Source organism: Oleiagrimonas sp. C23AA, from assembly GCF_011759385.1.
Lineage (GTDB): Bacteria > Pseudomonadota > Gammaproteobacteria > Xanthomonadales > Rhodanobacteraceae > Oleiagrimonas.
In genome coordinates this window covers 462,425-483,337 of sequence record NZ_JAARLY010000001.1, presented here as the reverse complement: position 1 = coordinate 483,337, position 20,913 = coordinate 462,425, and the positions used below count along the sequence as shown (strand labels likewise).

The following is a 20,913-nucleotide window of genomic DNA, read 5'->3' as shown; positions in this document are numbered from 1 at the left end:
CGGTGAGTCGGGATTTTAGAACCCCTCACCCTGCCCTCTCCCACGGCTTTGCCGCAGGAGAGGGGAATAGCTGGCCAGCGTTGCTGGTTTGGTGCTGGAGCGCTTGGTGTTGGAGCGATTGGTGCGGGAAGCGCGCCGGCGCGACGGCTTACATATTGCGGCGGTATTCGCCGCCAACCTCGTACAGCGCGTGGCTGATTTGGCCAAGGGAGTTGTACTTCACCGCTTCCATCAGCTGCTGGAACACATTGGCGCGTTCGCGGGCGGTGGTTTGCAGGGCGGCGAGCGAGCCGGCGTCGTGGCCGTCGCCGGTGACGGCCTGTTCCGCCTTCACGTTGGCGTGGGTGCGGTTGCGCACGGCCTGGTAAGCCTTGACGTTGGCGATCTGCTGCCCTTTCTCCTCCGGCGTGGAACGGATCAGCTCGATCTCGGTGGCTACTTCGCCGCCGTGCTCCTTGGGCAGGAAGGTGTTCACGCCGATCAGCGGCAGCGAGCCGTCGTGCTTCTTGTGCTCGTAGTACATCGATTCTTCCTGAATCTTGCCACGCTGGTACATGGTGTCCATGGCGCCGAGCACGCCGCCGCGATCACTGATGGCCTCGAACTCCTTGTAGACCGCCTCTTCGACAATATCGGTCAGCTCGTCGATGACGAAGCTGCCCTGCCAGGGGTTCTCGTTGTAGTTGAGGCCCAGTTCCTTGTTGATGATCATCTGGATGGCCACGGCGCGGCGCACGCTTTCTTCGGTGGGCGTGGTAATGGCCTCGTCGTAGGCGTTGGTGTGCAGGCTGTTGCAGTTGTCGAACAGCGCGTACAGCGCCTGCAGCGTGGTGCGGATGTCGTTGAACTGGATTTCCTGCGCGTGCAGCGAGCGGCCGGAGGTCTGAATGTGGTACTTCAGCATCTGGCTGCGCTTGTTGGCGCCGTAGCGCTCGCGCATGGCGCGGGCCCAGATGCGGCGGGCGACGCGGCCGATCACCGTGTATTCCGGGTCCATGCCGTTGGAGAAGAAGAAGGAAAGGTTCGGCGCGAAATCGTCGATGTGCATGCCGCGCGCCAGGTAATACTCGACGATGGTGAAGCCATTGCTAAGGGTGAAAGCCAGCTGGCTGATCGGGTTCGCGCCGGCCTCGGCAATGTGATAGCCGGAGATGGACACCGAGTAGAAGTTGCGCACGCCGTGGTCGACGAAGTACTGCTGGATGTCGCCCATCATGCGCAGCGCAAACTCGGTGCTGAAGATGCAGGTGTTCTGCGCCTGGTCCTCTTTCAGGATGTCCGCCTGTACGGTGCCGCGCACCACCTTGAGGGTGGCTTCCTTGATGCGCGCGTAGGTATCGGCATCGACCACCTCGTCACCGGAAACGCCGAGCAGGCCAAGGCCCAGTCCGTCGTTGCCCTCGGGCAGCTCGCCGGCGTATTCCGGGCGGCCACGTTCGGCGTACAGCGCTTCGATTTTTTTCTGCGCCTTGGCCCAGCGCGCATCGTCCTCGCGCAGGTATTTTTCCACCGCCTGATCGATGGCGGTATTCATGAACATGGCCAGGATCATCGGCGCCGGGCCATTGATGGTCATGGACACGGAGGTGGTGGGCGATGACAGGTCGAAGCCCGAGTAGAGCTTCTTCATGTCGTCCAGCGTGGCGATGGAGACGCCGGAGTTGCCGATTTTGCCGTAGATGTCCGGGCGCTCGGCCGGGTCTTCGCCGTACAGGGTGACCGAGTCGAACGCGGTGGAAAGGCGCGCCGCCGGCAGGCCCTTGGAAAGGTAATGAAAGCGGCGGTTGGTGCGCTCGGGCGTGCCTTCGCCGGCAAACATGCGGATGGGGTCTTCGCCGCTGCGACGATACGGATACACGCCACCGGTGTACGGGTAGGCACCGGGCAGGTTTTCGCGCATCAAGAAGCGCAGCAGATCGCCCCAGTCACGATAGGTGGGCGGCGCCACCTTGGCGATTTTCTGGTGGCTGAGCGAGGTGCGGTAGTTCTCCACGCGAATGGTCTTGTCGCGCACCTTGTACTCGTTGATTTCCTCGGTGACGGCCTTGTAGCGCTCGGGCCAGGCCTGCAGCAGGTCCACGCCCTCGGCGGAAAGCTCCTTCACGGCCTCGTTGTAGCGCTGGCGCAGCAGCAGCAGGGTGCGATCAACGCGCTCTTCCCCCTCCCCTGCCTGCGCGGGAGGGTTGGGGCGGGGTGCTTCCCCTGCATGCGAGGGCAGGAGATCACCCGGGGCGTAAAGCGACAGCTCGGCCGGCAGCTTGGTATCGCCCAGCTCCTTCAGGCTGACGTAGCAGCTTTGCGCCTTGCTGGCGGCATCGGCCTGGCGCTGGATATCGGTATTGATGCCGCGGCCCTGCTCGGCAATCTCGGCCAGATAGCGCACGCGCTGGCCCGGAATCAGCACCGTGGCGCGCGGCTCCTTGATGGAGGTGTCCAGGTTCGGCTGGAAATCGCACGCTTGCGAGCCGATGCCCGATTTCCCCTTCTCCACGCCCAGCTTTTCACGCAGCAGGCGGCACAGGTTGGTGAACATCCAGGTGACGCCCGGATCGTTGAACTGGCTGGCGATGGAGGGATACACCGGCACCTGATCGTCGGCCATGTCGAAGGCCATGCGGTTGCGCTTCCACTGCTTGCGCACATCACGCAGGGCGTCCTCGGCGCCGCGCTTGTCGTACTTGTTGAGCACGATCAGCTCGGCGAAGTCGATCATGTCGATCTTCTCCAGCTGGCTGGCCGCGCCGTAGTCCGACGTCATCACGTACATGGGGAAATCGACCAGGTCGACGATTTCCGAATCGGACTGGCCAATGCCGGCCGTTTCCACGATCACCAGGTCGTAGGCCTGGGCTTTCAGGAACGCGATGCAATCGGTAAGCACGGTGTTGGTGGCCGCATGCGCGCGGCGCGTGGCCATGGATCGCATGTACACGCGATCCGAACGCAGGCTGTTCATGCGGATGCGATCGCCCAGCAACGCGCCGCCGGAGCGCCGGCGCGTGGGGTCCACGGCCAGCACGGCGATGCGCATCTCGGGGAAGGCATGCAAAAAGCGCAGCAGCAGCTCGTCCACCACCGAGGACTTGCCCGCGCCGCCGGTGCCGGTCAGGCCCAGCACCGGTGTCTTGGGCGCGGTATCGGCCTGGGAGCCCATGCCCCAGCCCTTGCGCAGCAGGGTCAGTTCGGACTCGGAGAAGGTGCCGCTCTCCAGCGCCGAGATCATGGCGCCAATGCTGATTTCGTCGGTGACGTCCGGCTTGGGATGCTGCGGCGAGTCGCCATGGTCGAAACGCGCCTGGCGCGCTTCGCCAGCGCGGCGCATCACGTCCTCGATCATCTCGGTGAGGCCCAGCTTCATGCCATCGTTGGGATGGTAGATGCGCTCGACGCCGTAATCCTGCAGCTCGCGGATTTCCTCCGGCGTGATGGTGCCGCCACCGCCGCCAAACACGCGGATGTGGCCGGCGCCACGCTCGCGCAGCATGTCCACCATGTACTTGAAGTACTCCACGTGGCCGCCCTGGTAGGACGACAGCGCGATGGCATCGGCATCTTCCTGCAATGCCGCGCGCACCACATCTTCCACCGAGCGGTTGTGGCCCAGGTGGATCACCTCGGCGCCCTGTGCCTGGATGATGCGACGCATGATGTTGATGGCCGCATCGTGGCCATCGAACAGGCTGGCTGCGGTGACAAAGCGCAGCGGCGTGGCGTCGGCCTGGGCGGCGCTCGCGGGAACGTTCGTGGCGGGCGTGCTCATATGAACTCCGGACATGAAGCCTAGTACTGGGCCCGCCATTGTATCGGCTGGCGGGTGACAAGCCGTTGTGCAGCGCGGCGAAAATGCGGCTGACGGGTGTCGGCGTCATCACGTTGCCCGCCATTGCCTGAACATCACCGACGTTCAAGTCAACGGGGCGCGTACACCCCACGTTATATGGCCTGCGGTTGACGCCGCAGATGACGGAGACATGCCATGACGATGTTTGGAAAATTCGCCCTGCTTGGCGGCCTTGCGCTGGGCCTGGGCACCGTGGCGCACATGCCCGAGGCGCACGCTTCAAGCTATGTGAGCATATCGGTCGGCACGCCGCCGCCACCGCCGCGCTGGGAGCGCATCCCCTCGCCCCGGGCGGGTTTTGTCTGGACCCGCGGCTACTGGCACTGGAACGGCTTTCGCTACGTGTGGATCACCGGGCGCTGGTATCCGCGTCGCGCCGGTTACGTGTACGTGGCGCCGCGCTGGGAGCACGTAGGCCGCCACTGGGTGTTCCATCGCAGCTACTGGCACCACGGCCGCGCGCCGGTCTACTACCGCCACTATCGCTACCACCATCGTGATTACGACCACGATTACTCGCGCCGGGTGTACCACCATGGCTACGAGCGCGGATACCGTCGCGGCGAACGTCATGAAGCGCGTCACGACCGCCACGTGGTGCGCCGCGTGGAGCGCCATGATCGCCGCCACGACCGCGACCATGACCGCCACCGCGACTGGCACCACGACGGCCATTGAGGGCCACACTCCAGCCGACAAAGGCCGCCGTCCATCGGCGGCCTTTGCATGTGAGCCGCACGAACCGGCCACGGTGCGTAGATGAATGCCCCGCGCGGCCGGTCGGCGCGAAAAACTGTCGCTTAACGCCCGGAAGGGCTACACTACGCGCCGCCAAAACACCGCTTCGGCCTTTCGCCAAGCGGTTTGTTTTTGATTACAATCAACAAGTTGCATGTTGGAATTCGTGCGATTCCGGGTACGAATACTTAAGCGGTCCGCATCCCCATGTGGGCCCTCATTGACGGAGTGTGTGTTCCGATGATCTTTGAAACCATCGCCAAAACCGGTCACGAAGAAGTCGTCTTCTGCCACAACAAGGATGCCGGCCTGAAGGCCATCATTGCCGTGCACAACACGGTGCTGGGTCCGGCGCTGGGCGGCCTGCGCATGTGGCCGTACAAGACCGAGCAGGAAGCGGTGAACGACGTGCTGCGCCTGTCCCGCGGCATGACCTACAAGAACGCCGTGGCCGGCCTGAACCTGGGCGGCGGCAAGGCCGTGATCATCGGCGATCCGTCCAAGGACAAGTCCGAGGCGCTGTTCCGTGCCTTCGGTCGCTTCGTCAACTCGCTCAATGGCCGCTATATCACCGCCGAGGACGTCGGCATTGATGTCAACGACATGGAGTGGGTGTTCCGCGAAACCGAATTTGTCACCGGCGTGCACCAGGTGCATGGCGGCTCGGGCGACCCGTCGCCGTTTACCGCCTACGGCACCCTGCAGGGTCTGATGGCCGCGCTGCAGCACAAGCACGGCAACGAGGACGTGGGCAAGTACAGCTTTGCCGTGCAGGGCTGCGGCCATGTCGGCTTCGAGTTCATCAAGCTGCTGCGCGAACAGGGCGCCAAGGTGTTTGTCACCGACATCAACCAGGAGCTGGTGCAGCGCTGCGTCGACGAGCTGGGCTGCGAGGCCGTGGGCCTGGATGACATCTACGACGTGGACGCCGACGTGTACAGCCCGTGCGCGCTGGGCGGCACCGTCAACGAGCAGACCATCGACCGCATCAAGGCCAAGGTGATCTGCGGCGCGGCCAACAACCAGCTGGCCACCGACGAGATTGGCGACGAGCTGAAGAAGCGCGGCGTGGTCTACGCCCCCGATTACGCGGTCAACGCCGGTGGCGTGATGAATGTGTCGCTGGAAATCGACGGCTACAACCGCGAGCGCGCCATGCGCATGATGCGCACCATCTACCACAACGTCGGTCGCATCTTCGAAATCTCCGAGCGCGACAACATCCCGACCTACCTGGCCGCCGATCGCATGGCCGAAGAGCGCATCGCCGCCATCGGCAAGATCAAGCTGCCGCACATGGGCAACAATGCCCCGCGCTTCCAGGGCCGCATGCGCGGTCAGTAAGCGCGACACACTGCCCTACCCGGCCGCCTGAGCACCGGCGGTCCTTCAAGACGCCGTCGCATCATCACCTGATGCGGCGGCGTTCTTGTTTTCAGGGCGCGCTGGCCAAGGAGCCGGGCATGGCAGCCATGCCAACGCGGCGCTCTCCGACCGGGCGCGCTTTTGGTTACCCTTGGGGCTTGCCCTGATTTTCTGCCGCAAGGAGCCCACCGCCGGTGTTTGCCCGCCTGATGCAGAGCCTGCGCCGCCTGAGCGCGCCCGAGCGTTTTGCCGACAGCCTGCGCGTGCTGCTGGCGATGGGCAGCGTGATGCTGGTCACCGGCAATCAGCCGCACGTGATGATCGCGCTGCAACTGGGCGTGATCGCCGCGGCGCTGGCCGAAACCGACGATGGCTGGAAGCAGCGCCTTGCCGCCCTGGTCGGCACGCTGGTGTGCTTTACCGTGGCGGCGTTCGCGGTGGAGCTGCTGTTCAACCTGCACTGGCTGTTCGCACTGGTATTGGCCGTGGGCAGCTTTGCGCTGGTGATGCTGGGCGCGGCCAGCTCGCGCTATGCCACCATCACCAATGCCACCCTGCTGCTGGCCGTGTACACCATGATCGGCATGGACCAGCACGGCGCGGCGCAAAACCCGATCTGGCGCGAGCCGTTGCTGCTGGTCGCCGGCGCGGCCTGGTACGGCGTGCTGGCCATTGCCTGGAGCGCGCTGTTCGTGCAGCACCCGGTGCGCCTGGCGCTGGGCCGCGTGTACGATGCGCTGGCCGGCTACATGCAGGCCAAGGCGCAACTGTTCGAGCCGCTGCGCGATCTGCCGGTGGCCGAGCGTCGCGCCGAGCTGGCGCAGCAAAACGCCGCCGTGGTCGATGCCTTGAACAGCTGCCGGCTGGTGCTGATCGATCGCCTGGACCGGCGCCGCCCGCGCGCCTCGCTGGAACGCGCGTTGCAGCTGTATCTGGCGGCGCAGGATATCCACGAGCGCGCCAGCTCGTCGCACTATCCGTACCAGACCCTGGCGCAGGCATTCTTCCACAGCGATGTGATGTTCCGCTGCCAGCGCGCCATGCAGCAGCTGGCCGCCAGCTGCCGCGACCGCGCCGAGGCCGTACGCGTGGGCGCCGACTATCACGACAGCGGCCATGCCGAAGCGGCAATTGCCGACCTTCGCGAAGCGCTGGCGCAGCTCAGCTACACGCACGCCGAGGCGCCGCATGATCTGCGCCTGGCGCTGCAACGTCTGGGCCAGAACCTGACACGCCTGAACTCGGCCATCCAGGGCGCCGAGAAGGCCTCGGCCGAAACCGCCGACCGCGCGCTGCAGAATCCCTCGCCGCGCGGCCCGCGCGAGGTGCTGCGTCGCACATTCATGCAGATGACGCCCACCTCCACGCGCTTTCGCCACGCGCTGCGGCTGGGGCTGGCCATGCTCGCCGGCTACGGGCTGCTGCGCCTGGTGCATCCGGACCAGGGCTACTGGATCCTGCTGACGGTGATGCTGGTGTGCCAGCCCAATTTCGGCGCCACGCGCACCCGCCTGGTCCAGCGCGTGACCGGTACGGTGGCGGGCTTGCTGGCCGGCTGGGCGCTGCTGAAACTGTTTCCTGCCGAGCACATGCAGCTGGCGCTGACGGTGGCCGTGGGCGTGCTTTTCTTCGTCGCCCGCTATCGGCAGTACCTGCTGGCGTCGGCGGCGGTGACGGTGTTCGTGCTGCTGGCCTTCAACCAGATTGGCAACGGTTTCGACCTGATCCTGCCGCGCTTTCTGGATACCGTGCTGGGCGGCGTGGTGGCGGTGGCGGCCACCTTCCTGGTGCTGCCGGACTGGCGCGAGCGCGAGCTGCGCCTGCTGTTTGCCGAAACCCTGGACGCCGATGCGCGCTACCTGCGCCAGATCGTGACCCAATACACCACCGGCAAGCGCGATGATCTTGCCTACCGCGTGGCGCGTCGCGATGCGCACAACGCCGATGCCACGCTCAGCGGGCATTTGACCAGCGCCCTGGCCGACCCGTTCGGCCAGCGCATCGAGCCCGAACGCGCCCTGCGCCTGCTGGCCGCCTGCCAGGAGCTGATCGGCCACCTTTCCACGCTGGGCGCGCACCGCCAGAACCTGCCCGATCATGGCTTGAACGCAGCACTGATCGACAACGGCGAGGCCATTGCCCAGCAGTTGCAAACCATGGCGCACACGCTGCGCACGCGCGGCCTGCCCGACCCCGCCCATCGCGGCGAGGCCCCCGGCCAGGCGCCGCTGGGCGACGATGGCCCGATGCTGGTCGAGCAGGATACCGGCGAGGAAGTGCATCGCCTGGTCGCCGCGCAGATGCGCCTGCTGCAAAGCCAGTTGCCGACGCTGGCCGCGCTGTCGGCCACGCTGGCGCAACGGCGCGACTGAGCCCGCGATTTTCCGTGCGAGGCCTCGCAGGCCGCTCGCCGCAAGTCGCGTAACGGCGCGCCCTGCCACCGACACGCCAGCGGTGCACGCCGCACTGCGGCATGCCTCGCGGTACGGCGCTGGGCTACCATGGCCAGCCTTGTTCGTGAAAGGAAGTTGCCATGCGTCCGTTCTCTTTGGGTGACGACATCGACATGCTGCGCGAGGCCGTGCACGGCTTCGCCGAGAAGGAAATCGCCCCGCGTGCCGATCGCATCGACCGCGAGAACGTGTTCCCGCAGGATCTGTGGGCCAAGCTGGGCGACATGGGCCTGCTCGGCATCACCGTGCCCGGCGACTACGGTGGCTCGGAGCTGGGCTACCTGGCGCATCTGGTGGCGATGGAGGAAATCTCCCGCGCCTCGGGTTCGGTGGGCCTTTCCTACGGCGCGCACTCCAACCTGTGCGTGAACAATATCTTCCACAACGGCAACGAGGATCAGCGCCGCAAGTACATCCCCAAGCTGTGCTCGGGCGAGTACGTGGGTGCGCTGGCCATGAGCGAGCCCGGCGCCGGTTCCGACGTGGTCGGCTCGATGAGCTGTCGTGCCGAGAAGAAAGACGGCGTGTGGGTGGCCAACGGCTCGAAGATGTGGATCACCAACGGCCCCGACGCCGATGTGTTGCTGGTGTACATGCGCACCGCCGGCCGCGAGGCGGGCAGCCGCTGCATGACCGCCTTCATCGTCGAAAAGGGCATGAAGGGCTTCCGCACCGCGCAGAAGCTGGACAAGCTGGGCATGCGCGGCTCCAACACCTGCGAGCTGGTGTTCGAGGACTGCGAGATTCCCGAGGAAAACATCGTCGGCGAGGTCAACGAGGGCGTGCGCGTGCTGATGAGCGGCCTGGATACCGAACGCCTGGTGCTTTCCGGCGGCCCGATCGGCCTGATGCAGGCGGCCATCGACATCACCGTGCCCTATGTGCGCGAGCGCAAGCAGTTCAATGCGCCCATCGGCACCTTCGGCGTGATGCAGGCCAAGATCGCCGACATGTATACCGCGCTGCAGTCCTCGCGCGCCTACGCCTACATGGTGGCGCAGCAGTTCGATGCCGATGTGCGCTCGCGCATCGATCCGGCTTCGTGCCTGCTCAACTGCTCGCAGAACGCGGTGCAGGTGGCGCTGGAGGCGATCCAGGCCCTGGGTGGCAACGGCTACATCAACGAGTACCCGACCGGTCGCCTGCTGCGCGACGCCAAGCTGTATGAGATCGGCGCCGGCACCAATGAGATCCGCCGCATGCTGATTGGCCGCGAGTTGTTCCACGGCAAGGCTTGAAAGGCCGGCAATGGTGAGCCGGGAATGGGACATGGCGACCTGCAGACATCACCCGTGTCCGCAGGCCACCCAACGCCGTACCTGATCAGAACGTCCAGCGCACACGCGCATCCAGCGTGCGCGACTGCTGATGTGCGGCCCAGGCATGGGCGTAGTCCATGCTCAGACTCAAGTGTGAGCTGAGCGCAGCCTGGGCCTGCAAGCCCAGACGTACGTTGCGGCACATCAGGCCGATGCCGGTGAGCGGCGCCCAGGCATCCAGACCGGTATAGCTGGCCGCGAACACATCGCCATGCGTGGCCAGCGCCTGCTGGTAGCGCGCGGTCATGCCCAGCCGCAGCCAGCGTGACGCCCCCTGCCGCCACTGGCGCGCCAGCCGCACGCCAACACCACCGCGCCAGCGCTCCAGTTGCTGCGCGCCCGCCTTGAGACCAAACCCCGCACCGCCCTGCTCGCGAAAGCCATCACGGTTCAGGCTGACGTACTGCAGTTCGGCGAACGGCGTCACGCGCAGCCGCGCCACATCAAAGCCGTAGCCGCTTTGAAGGTGCGCCACCGCGTAACGCCCGTGCTGCAGCGTGCCGACCGGCAGCATGCCACCGCCCAGCAGCAACTGGCGGTCGATGTCCTGACGGTAGTACCCGGTGCCGAGGCTGCTCTGCGTGTACCAGTGGCTTTGCCGCCAGCCGAGGTAGCCGCGCAACTGGGTGGCACGGCTGCGGTTGCGGTCCAGCCCGGCGCTGGCGCGTTGCAGGCCGTGGCTCTGCCCGATCACGAAGCCGCCCAGCCAGTGCCGGCTGAACCATTGATCGGAACCGGCCTGCCAGCCATCGAGCTGATAACCCACGTGCTGGAAGCCGCTTTGCGCCATCGCGCCGCTTTCACTGAGGTTGGCGTTCCAGAAGCCGGCACCGGCCTGATAGCCCTGATCCAGTCGCGCCATCAGGTGCTGGTCCAGGCTGCGCCCGGCGGCATCCACGGCATCCAGCGCCAATGCCGCCGAGACCGCGTGCATCTGGCCGGAAAGGCTTTCCAGCGTCGCCTGCGCCGCCTGCAAACTGGCGGTATGTTCGATGGCTCCCGCGGCGGCGACAAAGTCACCGGCCGCGGCGCCGGACTGGCTGCCCCCGGTGGCATCGAGCGTGCTGAAGGCGCCTTCCAGGCGCTGCGCGCTGGCTGCCGAGGCCGCCGTGTAGCTCATGCCCTGCACCTGGGTAATGGTCACGCGCTGGGTATCGAGCCAGACATCGTTGCTGTCGTAGTGGATGGAGGTGTCGACAAACACGCCACTGGCGAAGGTCAGCGCATCGAACTGGCCACTGACGCCGGCCTTGGCGGTAAGCACGTCCTGGTGATCGGTGCCGACATAGCCATCAGCCTGGCCGATCACGTGCAAATCGCCACCGGACAGCGTGGCGCTGCCGGCCACCTTCAGTACCGAACCCAGCTGCACCGACAGCCTGCCGTTCATCTGCTGCAGATAGTTGCCACCAATGGTGGTGTCGCCACCGGAGACCACCAGCACGCCTTCGTTGTCCAGGCCGCCACCTATCGAGGGCGTGGCCGATAGCGTGCCGTTGGCGCCGATGAAGGCCCCATGCGCAATGCCCTGGCTGGCCTGCAAGGTGCCGCCGGTGACCTGGGTGCGTCCGGCGTAGGTATTGCGGCCGCTCATCACCAGCGTGCCGCCACCGTCCTTGATCAAGCCCCCCTCACCGCTGATGTCGTTGGACCAGGTGGAGGTGCCGGTGTCGAAGCTGACGCTGACATCACCCCAGTCGAAACGTGCCGGCCCGTGCACGGCCTTGCCGACATCCAGCAGGCCATAACCAAAGGTGGCGTCCGGTCCCGGATCGCCCAGGTCCTTGGCGGTACCCAGCAGTGTCTGGCGCACCAGATCGTTGCTGAAGTAGGGATAGGCCTGCCACACCAGTGCGGCGGCACCGGACACCTGCGGCGCCGCGAACGAGGTGCCGGTAATGATGTAATAGCTGGGATTGCCGACGGTATCGTTGGTGACGGTGGCGATGACATTGCCCGGCGCCACCAGGCAGTAGTCCATGGCGATGCCGCAGGCGTTGGAATAGTCGGCCAGCTGATCGGGATGATTGGCGTCGATGGCCGCCACCGCCAGCCAACCCTTTTCCAGCTGTGGCGCCAGGCTGGGCAATGCGGCGGTATCGGAGGGATTGGCGTTGCCGTCGTTGCCGGTGGCAAACACCACCAGCCCGCCCCACTGATTCACGAACGGATCGTAGGCGGCGGCAAAGCGCTGCGTGGTGCCATCGTTGTGATCCCAGTACAGGCCGCCCCAGGAGTTGTTCATCACCTTGACGCCCTGGTCGATCAGGTCGGCATTGATCTGCGGCAACGGATCGGGCGAGGAAACCTGGTTGCCCTGGCCGGAACCGTCGTCGCTGGGCTCGGTGTCGTTGATCAGGCGGGCCGAGACGATGTCGGCGCCAGGTGCGATACCGCCTGGCCACTGCCCGAACGAGGTGCCGGCGGCGATCTGCGCGCCCCAGGTACCGTGCCCGGCCACATCGTCCACGCTCAGGTCATTGCTGGCCGGGTCGACGTAGTTGAGATTGGCGATGACACGGCCATCCAGCGCCGGATGATGGCGGTTGACGCCGGTATCGATGACCCCGATGGTCACGCCCTGGCCGGTGAAGCCTTCGTCGTGCGCGGCATAGGTGTCGGTCAACGCCAGATGGGCATCGATGGGTGGCTGTTCGTCTGTGCTGCCGCCGCCACCACCACCGCCATCGGGTGGCGGCGGTGGTGGCGGTGTATCCACGCGCACATTGGAGTTCCCTCCTCCGCCTCCGCCACAGGCACTCAACCCCAACATGCAGGCCAGGCTCACGGCGGCCGCCAGCGCCTTCAGGCGCATTCCATAGCTGATATCCATAAGCCCCCGCCCATGGTGCAAATATCCCCGAAGGACAAAATTAGCGCGGTGGGCGACGAGAGGGAAGCACCCATGCCGATCGCGCATGCCTGGTTTGCCGCCTGCTTATGGCTGGCGTCATAATGGACGGTCTCTCCGGCGCCATAATGGTGCCCCCAACACCTTCCCCATGGAGCAGGTCATGTCCGATATCGTCATTGTGGCTGCCAAGCGCACCGCCATCGGTTCCTTCCTCGGTCAGTTCAACGGCGTGCCCACCCCGACGCTGGGCGCCACCGCCATCCGCGGCGCGCTGGAAAGCGCCGGCGTGGACGGCGCGGCCGTGTCCGAGGTGATCATGGGCTGCGTGCTGCCGGCCAACCTCGGCCAGGCCCCGGCACGCCAGGCCGCGCTGGGCGCGGGTCTGCCGACCTCGGCCGGCTGCACCACCATCAACAAGGTTTGCGGCTCGGGCATGAAGGCCGTGATGCTGGCCCACGACCTGCTCAAGGCCGGCTCGGCCGACGTGATCGTGGCCGGCGGCATGGAATCGATGACCAACGCGCCGCACATGGTCAACGCCCGCAACGGCCTGCGCTACGGCGATGCCGCGCTGGTCGACCACATGGCCTGGGATGGCCTGACCAACCCCTATGACGGCAAGGCCATGGGCGTGTTCGGTGAAAGCTGCGCCGACAAGTACAGCTTCACCCGTGAAGACCAGGACGCCTACGCCATCGAGTCGGTCAAGCGCGCCCGCGCCGCACAGGAATCGGGTGCCTTCAGTGCCGAGATCGTGCCGGTCACGGTGAAGGGCCGCAAGGGCGAGCAGAGTTTTGACGTTGACGAGCAGCCCGGCCGCAGCTCCATCGACAAGATTCCCAACCTGCGCCCGGCTTTCCGCAAGGAAAACGGCACCATCACCGCCGCCAGCGCCTCGTCGATCTCCGACGGCGCCGCCGCGCTGGTACTGATGCGCGCCGATGATGCCAGCACCAAGGGCGCCAAGCCGCTGGCCCGCATCGTGGCCCATGCCACGCACTCGCAGGAGCCGGAGTGGTTCACCACCGCCCCGGTCGGTGCCATGCACAAGGTGCTGGACAAGGCCGGCTGGAGCGTCAGCGACGTGGATCTGTTCGAGGTCAACGAAGCCTTCGCCGTGGTCGCCATGGCAGCCATGAAGGAGCTTTCCATCGACCACGCCAAGATCAACGTCAACGGTGGCGCCTGCGCGCTGGGCCACCCCATTGGCGCCAGCGGCGCACGCATTCTGGTCACGCTTATTCACGCCCTGCGCGAGCGCGGCGGCAAGCGCGGCGTCGCCTCGCTTTGCATCGGCGGCGGCGAAGCCACGGCCATCGCTGTGGAATTACTGTAACGCTTGGGCACTCCAATATCGTGGGCACGTTTTAAATGCGTGCTGAAAGACTGCCGGCGTCCGTCTGGCGCGGCGCCGGCGAACACGCTATTAATGTGGCCGCCATCACGGCATTCCACGGTTAAGGAGATGCAAATGAAATTCACGCGTACGCTACTCGCCGGTGCTTTGGTCGCGCTGCTGGCGGCTTGCAGCAATGGCGCCCAGGATTCGGCGCAGGACGCCCAGCAGTCCGCTGCCAAGGCTCAGCAGTCGGCCGACGAGGCCCAGCAGGCGGCGGATAAGTCGCAGAGCGCGGCTGCCGACCAGGCGGCCAGTACCGCTCAGCAGGCTGCCGACACAGCGTCGCAGGCCGCCGACCAGGCGCAGCAGGCTGCTGCTGCCGCCAGCGCCGGCAACGACAATGCGGCCGACATGGCCAACAAGGCCGAGGACAAGGCTGACAAGGCCGAGGACAAGGCCGAGGACGCTGCCGACAAGGCCAAGGATGCCGCTGACAACAAGAACGACAACGGTCACTGATCGTAGCGTTTGTCAGGTTTGAAAAAACCGGTCGCTTCGGCGGCCGGTTTTTTTTATGTCCATACCCTCCCACGCATTTTCAAAACCCAACCGGACATTAATGGATGCCCTTCAGCATGAACCGCTGCCATCGTGATTCTTGGCTTCGGTCAAAAACCCGTCCTCAGCGTGGTTCAATATCAGAGCGCCTTCCCAAAAACGGAGTGCCCAACATGTCCAAGCATCTTGTCCACGCAACACGTATTGCCTGCGCCATCGGTCTGGCATTTGGCCTGGCTGCCTGTGGCCATACCGACAACGAGCAGAACAAGCCCGCCAATGGCATGGCCACACCCAGTACCAGCGCGCCCGCACCGATGAACCAACCGGCGGTGCCCAGCACCACACCGCCGCCTGGCGGCACCATGCCGCCCGCCGCCAGCACGGCGCCTGCCGGCGCCATGATGAATCCGCCGAGCACCTCGACGGCGGCCAAACCCAGCTCCAGCGGCGGCGATGGTTACTGATTGATCAGATAGTTAGCCGCCTTGCCGACGCCCGCGCGCCAACCTCTGGCCGCGGGCGTCGGCGTGTCCGCGCCACGATTGGCGTCACAAGGCTTTGTGGCAACCGGTGACGGCCACGTATGATGCGTGGCCTGAATCGCATGAGAAGCATTCCGGATGAGCATCATTGAATCGCGTATCGATCCCCGTTCGACCGACTTCGAGGACAACGCCCGCCAGTTGCGCCAATTGACCGATGACCTGAGCGCTCAGCTCAAGCGCGTCGGCGAAGGCGGTGGCGAGCGCGCACGCGACAAGCACGTCTCACGCGGCAAGCTGCTGCCACGCGAACGCATCCGCGCCCTGCTCGATGCCGGCTCGCCGTTCATGGAGCTGTCACCGCTGGCCGCGCACGGCATGTACGACGACGCCGCGCCGGCGGCGGGCCTGATCACCGGCATCGGCCGGGTTTGCGGGCAGGAAGTGCTGATCATCGCCAACGATGCCACCGTCAAGGGCGGCACCTACTTTCCGATGACGGTGAAGAAGCACCTGCGTGCGCAGGAAGTGGCGCTGGAGAATCGCCTGCCCTGCATCTATCTGGTCGATTCCGGCGGCGCCTTCCTGCCGTTGCAGGACGAAGTCTTCCCGGACAAGGAGCACTTCGGGCGCATCTTCTACAACCAGGCGCGCATGTCCGGCCTGGGTATCGCGCAGATCGCCGTGGTAATGGGTTCGTGCACCGCCGGTGGCGCCTATGTGCCGGCGATGAGCGACGAGACCATCATCGTGCGCGAACAAGGCACCATCTTCCTGGGCGGCCCGCCGCTGGTGAAGGCGGCCACCGGCGAGGAAGTGGACGCCGAGGCGCTGGGCGGCGCCGACGTGCACACCGCCCAGTCCGGTGTCGCCGACCACTTCGCCGAGAACGACACCCACGCGCTGGCGATCGCCCGCGACGTGGTGGCCAGCCTCAATCGCAGCAAGGCCATGCCGCTGGCCTTAAGCGAGCCGCGCGAGCCGCGCTACCCGTCCGAGCAGCTGTACGGCGTGATTCCCCAGGACACGCGCCGCCCGTTCGACATCCGCGAGGTGATTGCGCGCATCGTCGACGATTCGGAATTTCACGAGTTCAAGGCGCGCTACGGCAAGACGCTGGTCTGCGGCTTTGCGCACATCCACGGCTATCCGGTCGGCATCATCGCCAACAACGGCATTCTGTTTGCCGAAAGCGCACTCAAGGGCGCGCACTTCATCGAGCTGTGCAACCAGCGCAACGTGCCGCTGGTATTTTTGCAGAACATCACCGGCTTCATGGTCGGCAAGAAGTACGAAAACGCCGGCATCGCCAAGGACGGCGCCAAGATGGTCACCGCCGTGGCCTGCTCGCACGTGCCCAAGTTCACGGTGATCATCGGCGGCAGCTTTGGCGCCGGCAACTACGCCATGTGCGGTCGCGCCTATGGCGCCCGTTTCCTGTGGACCTGGCCCAACGCGCGCATCAGCGTGATGGGTGGCGAACAGGCAGCCAGCGTACTGGCCACGGTCAAGCGTGATGGCATCGAAGGCCGTGGCGGGCAGTGGAGCGCCGACGAGGAAGAGGCCTTCAAGGCGCCCATTCGCGAGCAGTACGAAACCCAGGGTCACCCGTATTACGCCAGCGCCCGATTGTGGGATGACGGGGTGATTGATCCGGCCGATACACGGCGCGTGCTTGGAATGGCCATTTCCGCCTCCATGAATGCGCCTATCGAGCCGCAGCGCTACGGCGTGTTCCGCATGTAAAAGGCGCCGCGCGCAGGTATCATGTAAGCGTTTTCAGGCACTTCCCCCTCGCATGCCTCCCCACACAACTCATATCAGCATCTGCGGTGCCGGCCTGGTCGGCGCCCTGCTGGCCACGCTGTTGGCCCGCCAGGGATTTTCCGTGGATGTCTACGAAAAGCGCCCCGACCCCCGTCGCGGTGGCGTCGAAAACGGCCGCTCGATCAACCTGGCCCTGGCCGAACGCGGCCTGGCCGCGTTGCGCCAGGCCGGGGTTGGCGACGACGTGCTGCAACGTGCCGTGATGATGCGCGGGCGCATGGTGCACGAGCACGACCGCGCGCCGAACCTGCAGCGCTACGGCGTGGACGATTCGGAAGTGCTGTGGTCGGTATCGCGCGGCGCCCTCAACGATCTGCTGCTGGACGCGGCCGAGGCGGCCGGCGCGCGGCTGCATTTTCATCTGGCGCTGATCGCCGCCGACCCCCTGCACGGCCGGCTGACGGTGGAAGACACCCACGGCCAGCAGCGCGATCTGCGCAGCGATGCCATCATCGGTGCCGATGGCGCCGGCTCCGCGCTGCGCGCGGCGATGCGTCGGGTCACGGACCTGGGCGAACGTGTCGAGCCTTTGGGTCACGGTTACAAGGAACTGGAGATTCCGCCCACCGCATCGCGCGGCTTTGCCATCGAACCGCACGCGCTGCATATCTGGCCGCGTGGGGCCTATATGTGCATTGCGCTGCCTAACCTGGATGGCAGCTTCACGGTGACGCTGTTTCTGCCGCATGAAGGTGCGCAACCCAGCTTCGAGAGTCTGGCTGACGAGGGCGCGCCGCGGGCATTGTTCGAGCATGACTTTGCCGACGCATTGGCATTGATGCCCGGCTTCGACCGCGATTTTGCCGAGCACCCGGTGGGCAGCCTGGCTACGCTGTATCTGAAGCGCTGGCACGTCGGGCGCGCCTTGCTGATTGGCGATGCCGCGCATGCCATCGTGCCGTTCCATGGTCAGGGCATGAATGCCGGCTTTGAAGACGCCGCCGCGCTGGCCCGTGCGCTGGGTGCTCAGACCGAAGTGGAGACGGTATTCGCGCACTTTCAGGCCGAGCGCAAGCCCAACGCCGACGCCATCGCCGCCATGGCGCTGGAAAACTACACCGAAATGCGCGACGCGGTGGCCGACCCGCACTATCTGCGCCGGCGCCAGCTGGCCATGGCCCTGGCCGAACGTGCGCCCGATCACTTCATGCCACGCTATCGCATGGTGACATTCACTCACCTGCCCTACGCCTACGCCTATGAGCGCGGCAAGGCGCAGGGCGAGCTTCTGGAATCGCTGCTTGCCTCCACACCGGACGTGGACCTGGACGTGGCCGAACGCACCTTGCGCGCCACGCTACCGCCACTTCCGGAGTTGTGCCGTGGATGAAGCCCTGCTCAAGGCTTACAAGGAAAGTGACTACCGAGTGCGGCTGCCGTCCGGCGGACACGCCAGCATCCGTGTCGACCAACCGCTACCGGCGCCACTGGCGGCCATGCTGGCCGACGAGAACGAACCGTGGATCTTCATCACGGCATGGAATCCACGCTCGCGCCCTCACCCCAACGTATTGAACCGGATGGCCCAGCGTGATCTGCTGAAAGCATTGCGCGAAGCGGGCGCGCGTTCGGTTTGCGCCGCCCTGGGCGTGGGTCAGGATGGCTGGCGCGAGTCGAGCCTGTTCGCCCTGGGCCTGTCACCCGTAGCCCAGGACATTCTGGTCCGACGCTTCGACCAGAACGCGTCGATCCGTGGTATCGGCGCGGCGCCCGCTCGTCTGCACGTGATGCAGCTGGACTGAAAACAGCGCTGTTCGGCCGGAACAGCCCGTTGCGGCAGCCGACCGCATGGACAGCCACGCCGCGCGCTGGGAAACTTGTACGTTCACGTCTGCCGCCGAAACGCTGTGACCGATACTTCCGCCGCCCTGCTTGAAGCCCGCGGCCTGACGTTTCTGCGTCGGGACGAACCGGTATTCGGTCCGGTCGACTTCGCCCTGCGTGCGGGCGAGGTCGCGCTGATCGAGGGCGACAACGGCAGCGGCAAGACCACGCTGATGCGCGTGCTGACCGGCTTGCTGCACGCTGATGAAGGTTCGCTGCTGCTTTACGGCGAGCCATTGAGTGTGGAACGTGCGTCCGGCGAACTGGCCTTTCTGGGCCATCAGCTGGGCCTGAAGCTGGAGTTGTCGCCACTGGAAAATCTGCGCGTCGCCGCTGGCCTGTTCGGTCAGCGCAAGGGCGTCTCGCCAGCCAGCGCTCTGGCCAGCGTGGGCCTGGCCGGCTATGAACACGAGCCGGTACGCCGGCTGTCGGCGGGGCAGAAGAAGCGCGCCGCGCTGGCGCGGCTGCTGCTGATTCCGGCCGCGCTATGGCTGCTGGATGAGCCTTATGCCAATCTGGACCGTGAAGGCATTGCGCTGGTCAATCGGCAGGTCGAGCGCCACGCCCACGAAGGCGGCGCGGTGCTGGTCACCAGCCATGGCGCGGTGACCTTCCTCAACGGCGCCTATCGGCGCATCGCGTTGGCCTCATGAGCGGCGCACGCGTGTCATCGGCCTGCGCCGCGGTACTGCGTCGCGACCTGCTGCTGGCCTGGCGCCGTCGTGGCGACATGGCGCTGCCGGTGCTGTATGCACTGATCGTGGCGACGCTGTTTCCCTTCGCGCTGGGCCCGGAAGCACAACTGCTGGCGCGCATTGCTGGCGGTGTGGTGCTGGTCACGGTGCTGCTGGCCATGTTGCTGGCCTTTGATGGCCTGTTCCGGCCCGACCTGGAAGATGGCTCGCTGGAACAGTTGATGCTGGCACCGCAACCGCTGCCGTTGCTGCTGGCGATGAAGATCGCCGCGCACTGGCTGACCACGGCGCTGCCGTTGATGGTGATTGCGCCGCTGATGGCCGGCATGTATCACCTGCCGTGGCCGGCCATGAAGGTGTTGCTGCTGGCGCTGCTGATCGCCACGCCACTGCTGAGCCTGCTGGGCGCGGTGCTGGTGGCGCTGACGGCCGGCACGCGCCGCTCTGGTATGCTGCTGGCGCTCATGCTGCTGCCGCTTTGCGTGCCCGTGGTGATCTTCGCCGCCGGCGCGGTCACCGCCGCGCAGCAGGGGCTGCCGTGGGTAGCCCCTATCGCCTGGCTCGGCGCTGCTCTGGCGCTGGCCCTTGTCCTGGCGCCACTGGCCTGCGCCGCCGCCCTGAGAATTGCCCTGGACGCATGAACAAGCTCGTCTACTGGTACCACAAGCTGGGGTCGCCCCCTACGTTCTATCGCTTCGCCGGCGTGCTGCGCCCGTGGTGTCTGGCCATTGCGCTGATACTGGCCGTGATCGGCCTGTATGGCGGCCTGTACCTGGCCCCGGCCGACTATCAGCAGGGCGATGCCTACCGCATCATCTTCATCCACGTGCCCAGCGCCTGGATGAGCCTGTTCATCTACGGCGTGATGGCGGTGGCGGCGCTGGTCGCGGTGGTCTGGCGCATGAAGATGGCCGAGGTGATCGCCATGCAGTCGGCACCGATCGGCGCGGCATTCACGTTCATCACGCTGTGCACAGGGTCGCTGTGGGGCAAGCCGATGTGGGGCACCTGGTGGACCTGGGATGCGCGCCTGACCTCCGAGCTGGTGCTGCTTTTCATCTATCTGGGCATCATCGGGCTGTTCCACGCCTTCGAGGATCGCCGCCACGGCGCGCGCGCGGCGTGCTTCCTGATTCTTGTCGGTGTAGTGAATCTGCCGATCGTGCATTACTCGGTGGTGTGGTGGAACACGCTGCATCAGGGCACCACGGTGCGCATTTTCGGCAAGTCCAACATCACCACCAGCATGTTGTGGCCGCTGCTGGTGATGATGTTCTCGACCAAGTTCTACTACGCCGCCAGCCTGTTCGGGCGCGCCCGCGCCGATCTGCTGGACCTGGAATCGGGCAAGGCCTGGGTCAAGCAGATTGCCAGCGACGAGGAGGCCCGCTCGTGAGCCTGCACGAATTTCTGAGCATGGGTGGCTACGCGCAATACGTGTGGCCGGCCTATGCGCTGTTCTTTGTGATGCTGATCGCCGATTACCTGGCCGCCGGCACGCGCCGGCGCCGGGTCTTGAAGGAACTTCGCGGCCGCATGGCCCGTCAAAAGGCGCGCGAGGCGCGCCGCCGTTCCTGACCCCTCTCGCACCCTGCGCCCGTCCGCTCTAGAGACA

General features: G+C 65.8%; 16 protein-coding genes. 14 read left to right on the top strand and 2 right to left on the bottom strand.

Annotation, left to right across the window (positions count from 1 at the left end; genetic code table 11):
• Positions 1-148 precede the first annotated feature (148 nt).
• Positions 149-3,760 (bottom strand): methylmalonyl-CoA mutase family protein, encoded by a 3,612-nt coding sequence (locus HBF24_RS02040; protein WP_167168155.1) that lies wholly within the window; start codon positions 3,758-3,760, stop codon positions 149-151.
• 216 nt (positions 3,761-3,976) lie between these two features.
• Between HBF24_RS02040 and HBF24_RS17155 the strand changes: the two genes are divergently transcribed.
• From HBF24_RS17155 to HBF24_RS02020, 4 genes are all read left to right on the top strand, one after another.
• A complete protein-coding gene (locus HBF24_RS17155) occupies positions 3,977-4,519 on the top strand; it encodes a YXWGXW repeat-containing protein (protein ID WP_206064126.1) in 543 nt (180 codons plus the stop codon).
• A 300-nt stretch (positions 4,520-4,819) separates the two neighbouring features.
• A complete protein-coding gene (locus tag HBF24_RS02030; protein ID WP_167168152.1) occupies positions 4,820-5,923 on the top strand; it encodes a Glu/Leu/Phe/Val dehydrogenase in 1,104 nt (367 codons plus the stop codon).
• Positions 5,924-6,138: 215 nt separating this feature from the next.
• Positions 6,139-8,316, top strand: a complete 2,178-nt coding sequence (gene yccS, locus HBF24_RS02025; protein WP_206064125.1) for a YccS family putative transporter — start codon at positions 6,139-6,141, stop codon at positions 8,314-8,316.
• 161 nt (positions 8,317-8,477) lie between these two features.
• A complete protein-coding gene (locus tag HBF24_RS02020) occupies positions 8,478-9,635 on the top strand; it encodes an isovaleryl-CoA dehydrogenase (protein WP_167168149.1) in 1,158 nt (385 codons plus the stop codon).
• Between the two features lie 85 nt (positions 9,636-9,720).
• On the opposite strand, the gene HBF24_RS02015 is transcribed toward HBF24_RS02020, so the two are convergent.
• The gene (locus HBF24_RS02015; protein ID WP_167168146.1) at positions 9,721-12,549 is read right to left on the bottom strand and encodes an autotransporter serine protease; all 2,829 of its coding nucleotides are present in this window, start codon (positions 12,547-12,549) and stop codon (positions 9,721-9,723) included.
• A gap of 181 nt (positions 12,550-12,730) precedes the next feature.
• Between HBF24_RS02015 and HBF24_RS02010 the strand changes: the two genes are divergently transcribed.
• The 10 genes from HBF24_RS02010 (at position 12,731) to ccmD (ending at position 20,876) form a co-directional block, all read left to right on the top strand.
• Positions 12,731-13,906 (top strand): acetyl-CoA C-acyltransferase, encoded by a 1,176-nt coding sequence (locus HBF24_RS02010; RefSeq protein WP_167168143.1) that lies wholly within the window; start codon positions 12,731-12,733, stop codon positions 13,904-13,906.
• 135 nt (positions 13,907-14,041) lie between these two features.
• Positions 14,042-14,428 (top strand): hypothetical protein, encoded by a 387-nt coding sequence (locus HBF24_RS02005; protein ID WP_167168139.1) that lies wholly within the window; start codon positions 14,042-14,044, stop codon positions 14,426-14,428.
• A gap of 212 nt (positions 14,429-14,640) precedes the next feature.
• Positions 14,641-14,934: a hypothetical protein gene (locus HBF24_RS02000; RefSeq protein WP_167168136.1), complete on the top strand. Its 294-nt coding sequence runs from the start codon at positions 14,641-14,643 to the stop codon at positions 14,932-14,934.
• A gap of 156 nt (positions 14,935-15,090) precedes the next feature.
• Positions 15,091-16,698: a carboxyl transferase domain-containing protein gene (locus HBF24_RS01995; RefSeq protein ID WP_167168133.1), complete on the top strand. Its 1,608-nt coding sequence runs from the start codon at positions 15,091-15,093 to the stop codon at positions 16,696-16,698.
• 52 nt (positions 16,699-16,750) lie between these two features.
• Complete coding sequence (locus HBF24_RS01990) at positions 16,751-18,109, top strand: NAD(P)/FAD-dependent oxidoreductase (RefSeq protein ID WP_167168130.1); 1,359 nt, start codon at positions 16,751-16,753, stop codon at positions 18,107-18,109.
• Positions 18,102-18,521, top strand: coding sequence for a DUF3293 domain-containing protein (locus tag HBF24_RS01985; RefSeq protein WP_167168127.1), 420 nt, complete (start codon positions 18,102-18,104; stop codon positions 18,519-18,521). The genes HBF24_RS01990 and HBF24_RS01985 overlap by 8 nt, the downstream gene beginning before the upstream one ends.
• Positions 18,522-18,626: 105 nt before the next feature.
• On the top strand, positions 18,627-19,256 hold the full coding sequence (gene ccmA, locus HBF24_RS01980; RefSeq protein ID WP_167168125.1) for a cytochrome c biogenesis heme-transporting ATPase CcmA: 630 nt from the start codon (positions 18,627-18,629) through the stop codon (positions 19,254-19,256).
• Positions 19,253-19,939, top strand: coding sequence for a heme exporter protein CcmB (gene ccmB / locus HBF24_RS01975; RefSeq protein WP_167168122.1), 687 nt, complete (start codon positions 19,253-19,255; stop codon positions 19,937-19,939). The genes ccmA and ccmB overlap by 4 nt, the downstream gene beginning before the upstream one ends.
• Positions 19,936-20,694, top strand: coding sequence for a heme ABC transporter permease (locus HBF24_RS01970; RefSeq protein ID WP_167168120.1), 759 nt, complete (start codon positions 19,936-19,938; stop codon positions 20,692-20,694). Before ccmB ends, HBF24_RS01970 begins: the two co-directional genes overlap by 4 nt.
• A 2-nt stretch (positions 20,695-20,696) precedes the next feature.
• Positions 20,697-20,876 (top strand): heme exporter protein CcmD, encoded by a 180-nt coding sequence (gene ccmD / locus HBF24_RS01965; protein WP_206064147.1) that lies wholly within the window; start codon positions 20,697-20,699, stop codon positions 20,874-20,876.
• The last annotated feature ends 37 nt before the right edge of the window (positions 20,877-20,913 follow it).

Bases quoted from the DNA above. Each gene is read 5' to 3' on its own strand.
- HBF24_RS02040 (WP_167168155.1), bottom strand. From the start codon at position 3,760: ATGAGCACGCCCGCCACGAACGTTCCCGCGAGCGCCGCCCAGGCCGAC.
- HBF24_RS17155 (WP_206064126.1), top strand. From the start codon at position 3,977: ATGACGATGTTTGGAAAATTCGCCCTGCTTGGCGGCCTTGCGCTGGGC.
- HBF24_RS02030 (WP_167168152.1), top strand. From the start codon at position 4,820: ATGATCTTTGAAACCATCGCCAAAACCGGTCACGAAGAAGTCGTCTTC.
- HBF24_RS02020 (WP_167168149.1), top strand. From the start codon at position 8,478: ATGCGTCCGTTCTCTTTGGGTGACGACATCGACATGCTGCGCGAGGCC.
- HBF24_RS02015 (WP_167168146.1), bottom strand. From the start codon at position 12,549: ATGGATATCAGCTATGGAATGCGCCTGAAGGCGCTGGCGGCCGCCGTG.
- HBF24_RS02010 (WP_167168143.1), top strand. From the start codon at position 12,731: ATGTCCGATATCGTCATTGTGGCTGCCAAGCGCACCGCCATCGGTTCC.
- HBF24_RS02005 (WP_167168139.1), top strand. From the start codon at position 14,042: ATGAAATTCACGCGTACGCTACTCGCCGGTGCTTTGGTCGCGCTGCTG.
- HBF24_RS02000 (WP_167168136.1), top strand. From the start codon at position 14,641: ATGTCCAAGCATCTTGTCCACGCAACACGTATTGCCTGCGCCATCGGT.
- HBF24_RS01995 (WP_167168133.1), top strand. From the start codon at position 15,091: ATGAGCATCATTGAATCGCGTATCGATCCCCGTTCGACCGACTTCGAG.
- HBF24_RS01990 (WP_167168130.1), top strand. From the start codon at position 16,751: ATGCCTCCCCACACAACTCATATCAGCATCTGCGGTGCCGGCCTGGTC.
- ccmB (WP_167168122.1), top strand. From the start codon at position 19,253: ATGAGCGGCGCACGCGTGTCATCGGCCTGCGCCGCGGTACTGCGTCGC.
- HBF24_RS01970 (WP_167168120.1), top strand. From the start codon at position 19,936: ATGAACAAGCTCGTCTACTGGTACCACAAGCTGGGGTCGCCCCCTACG.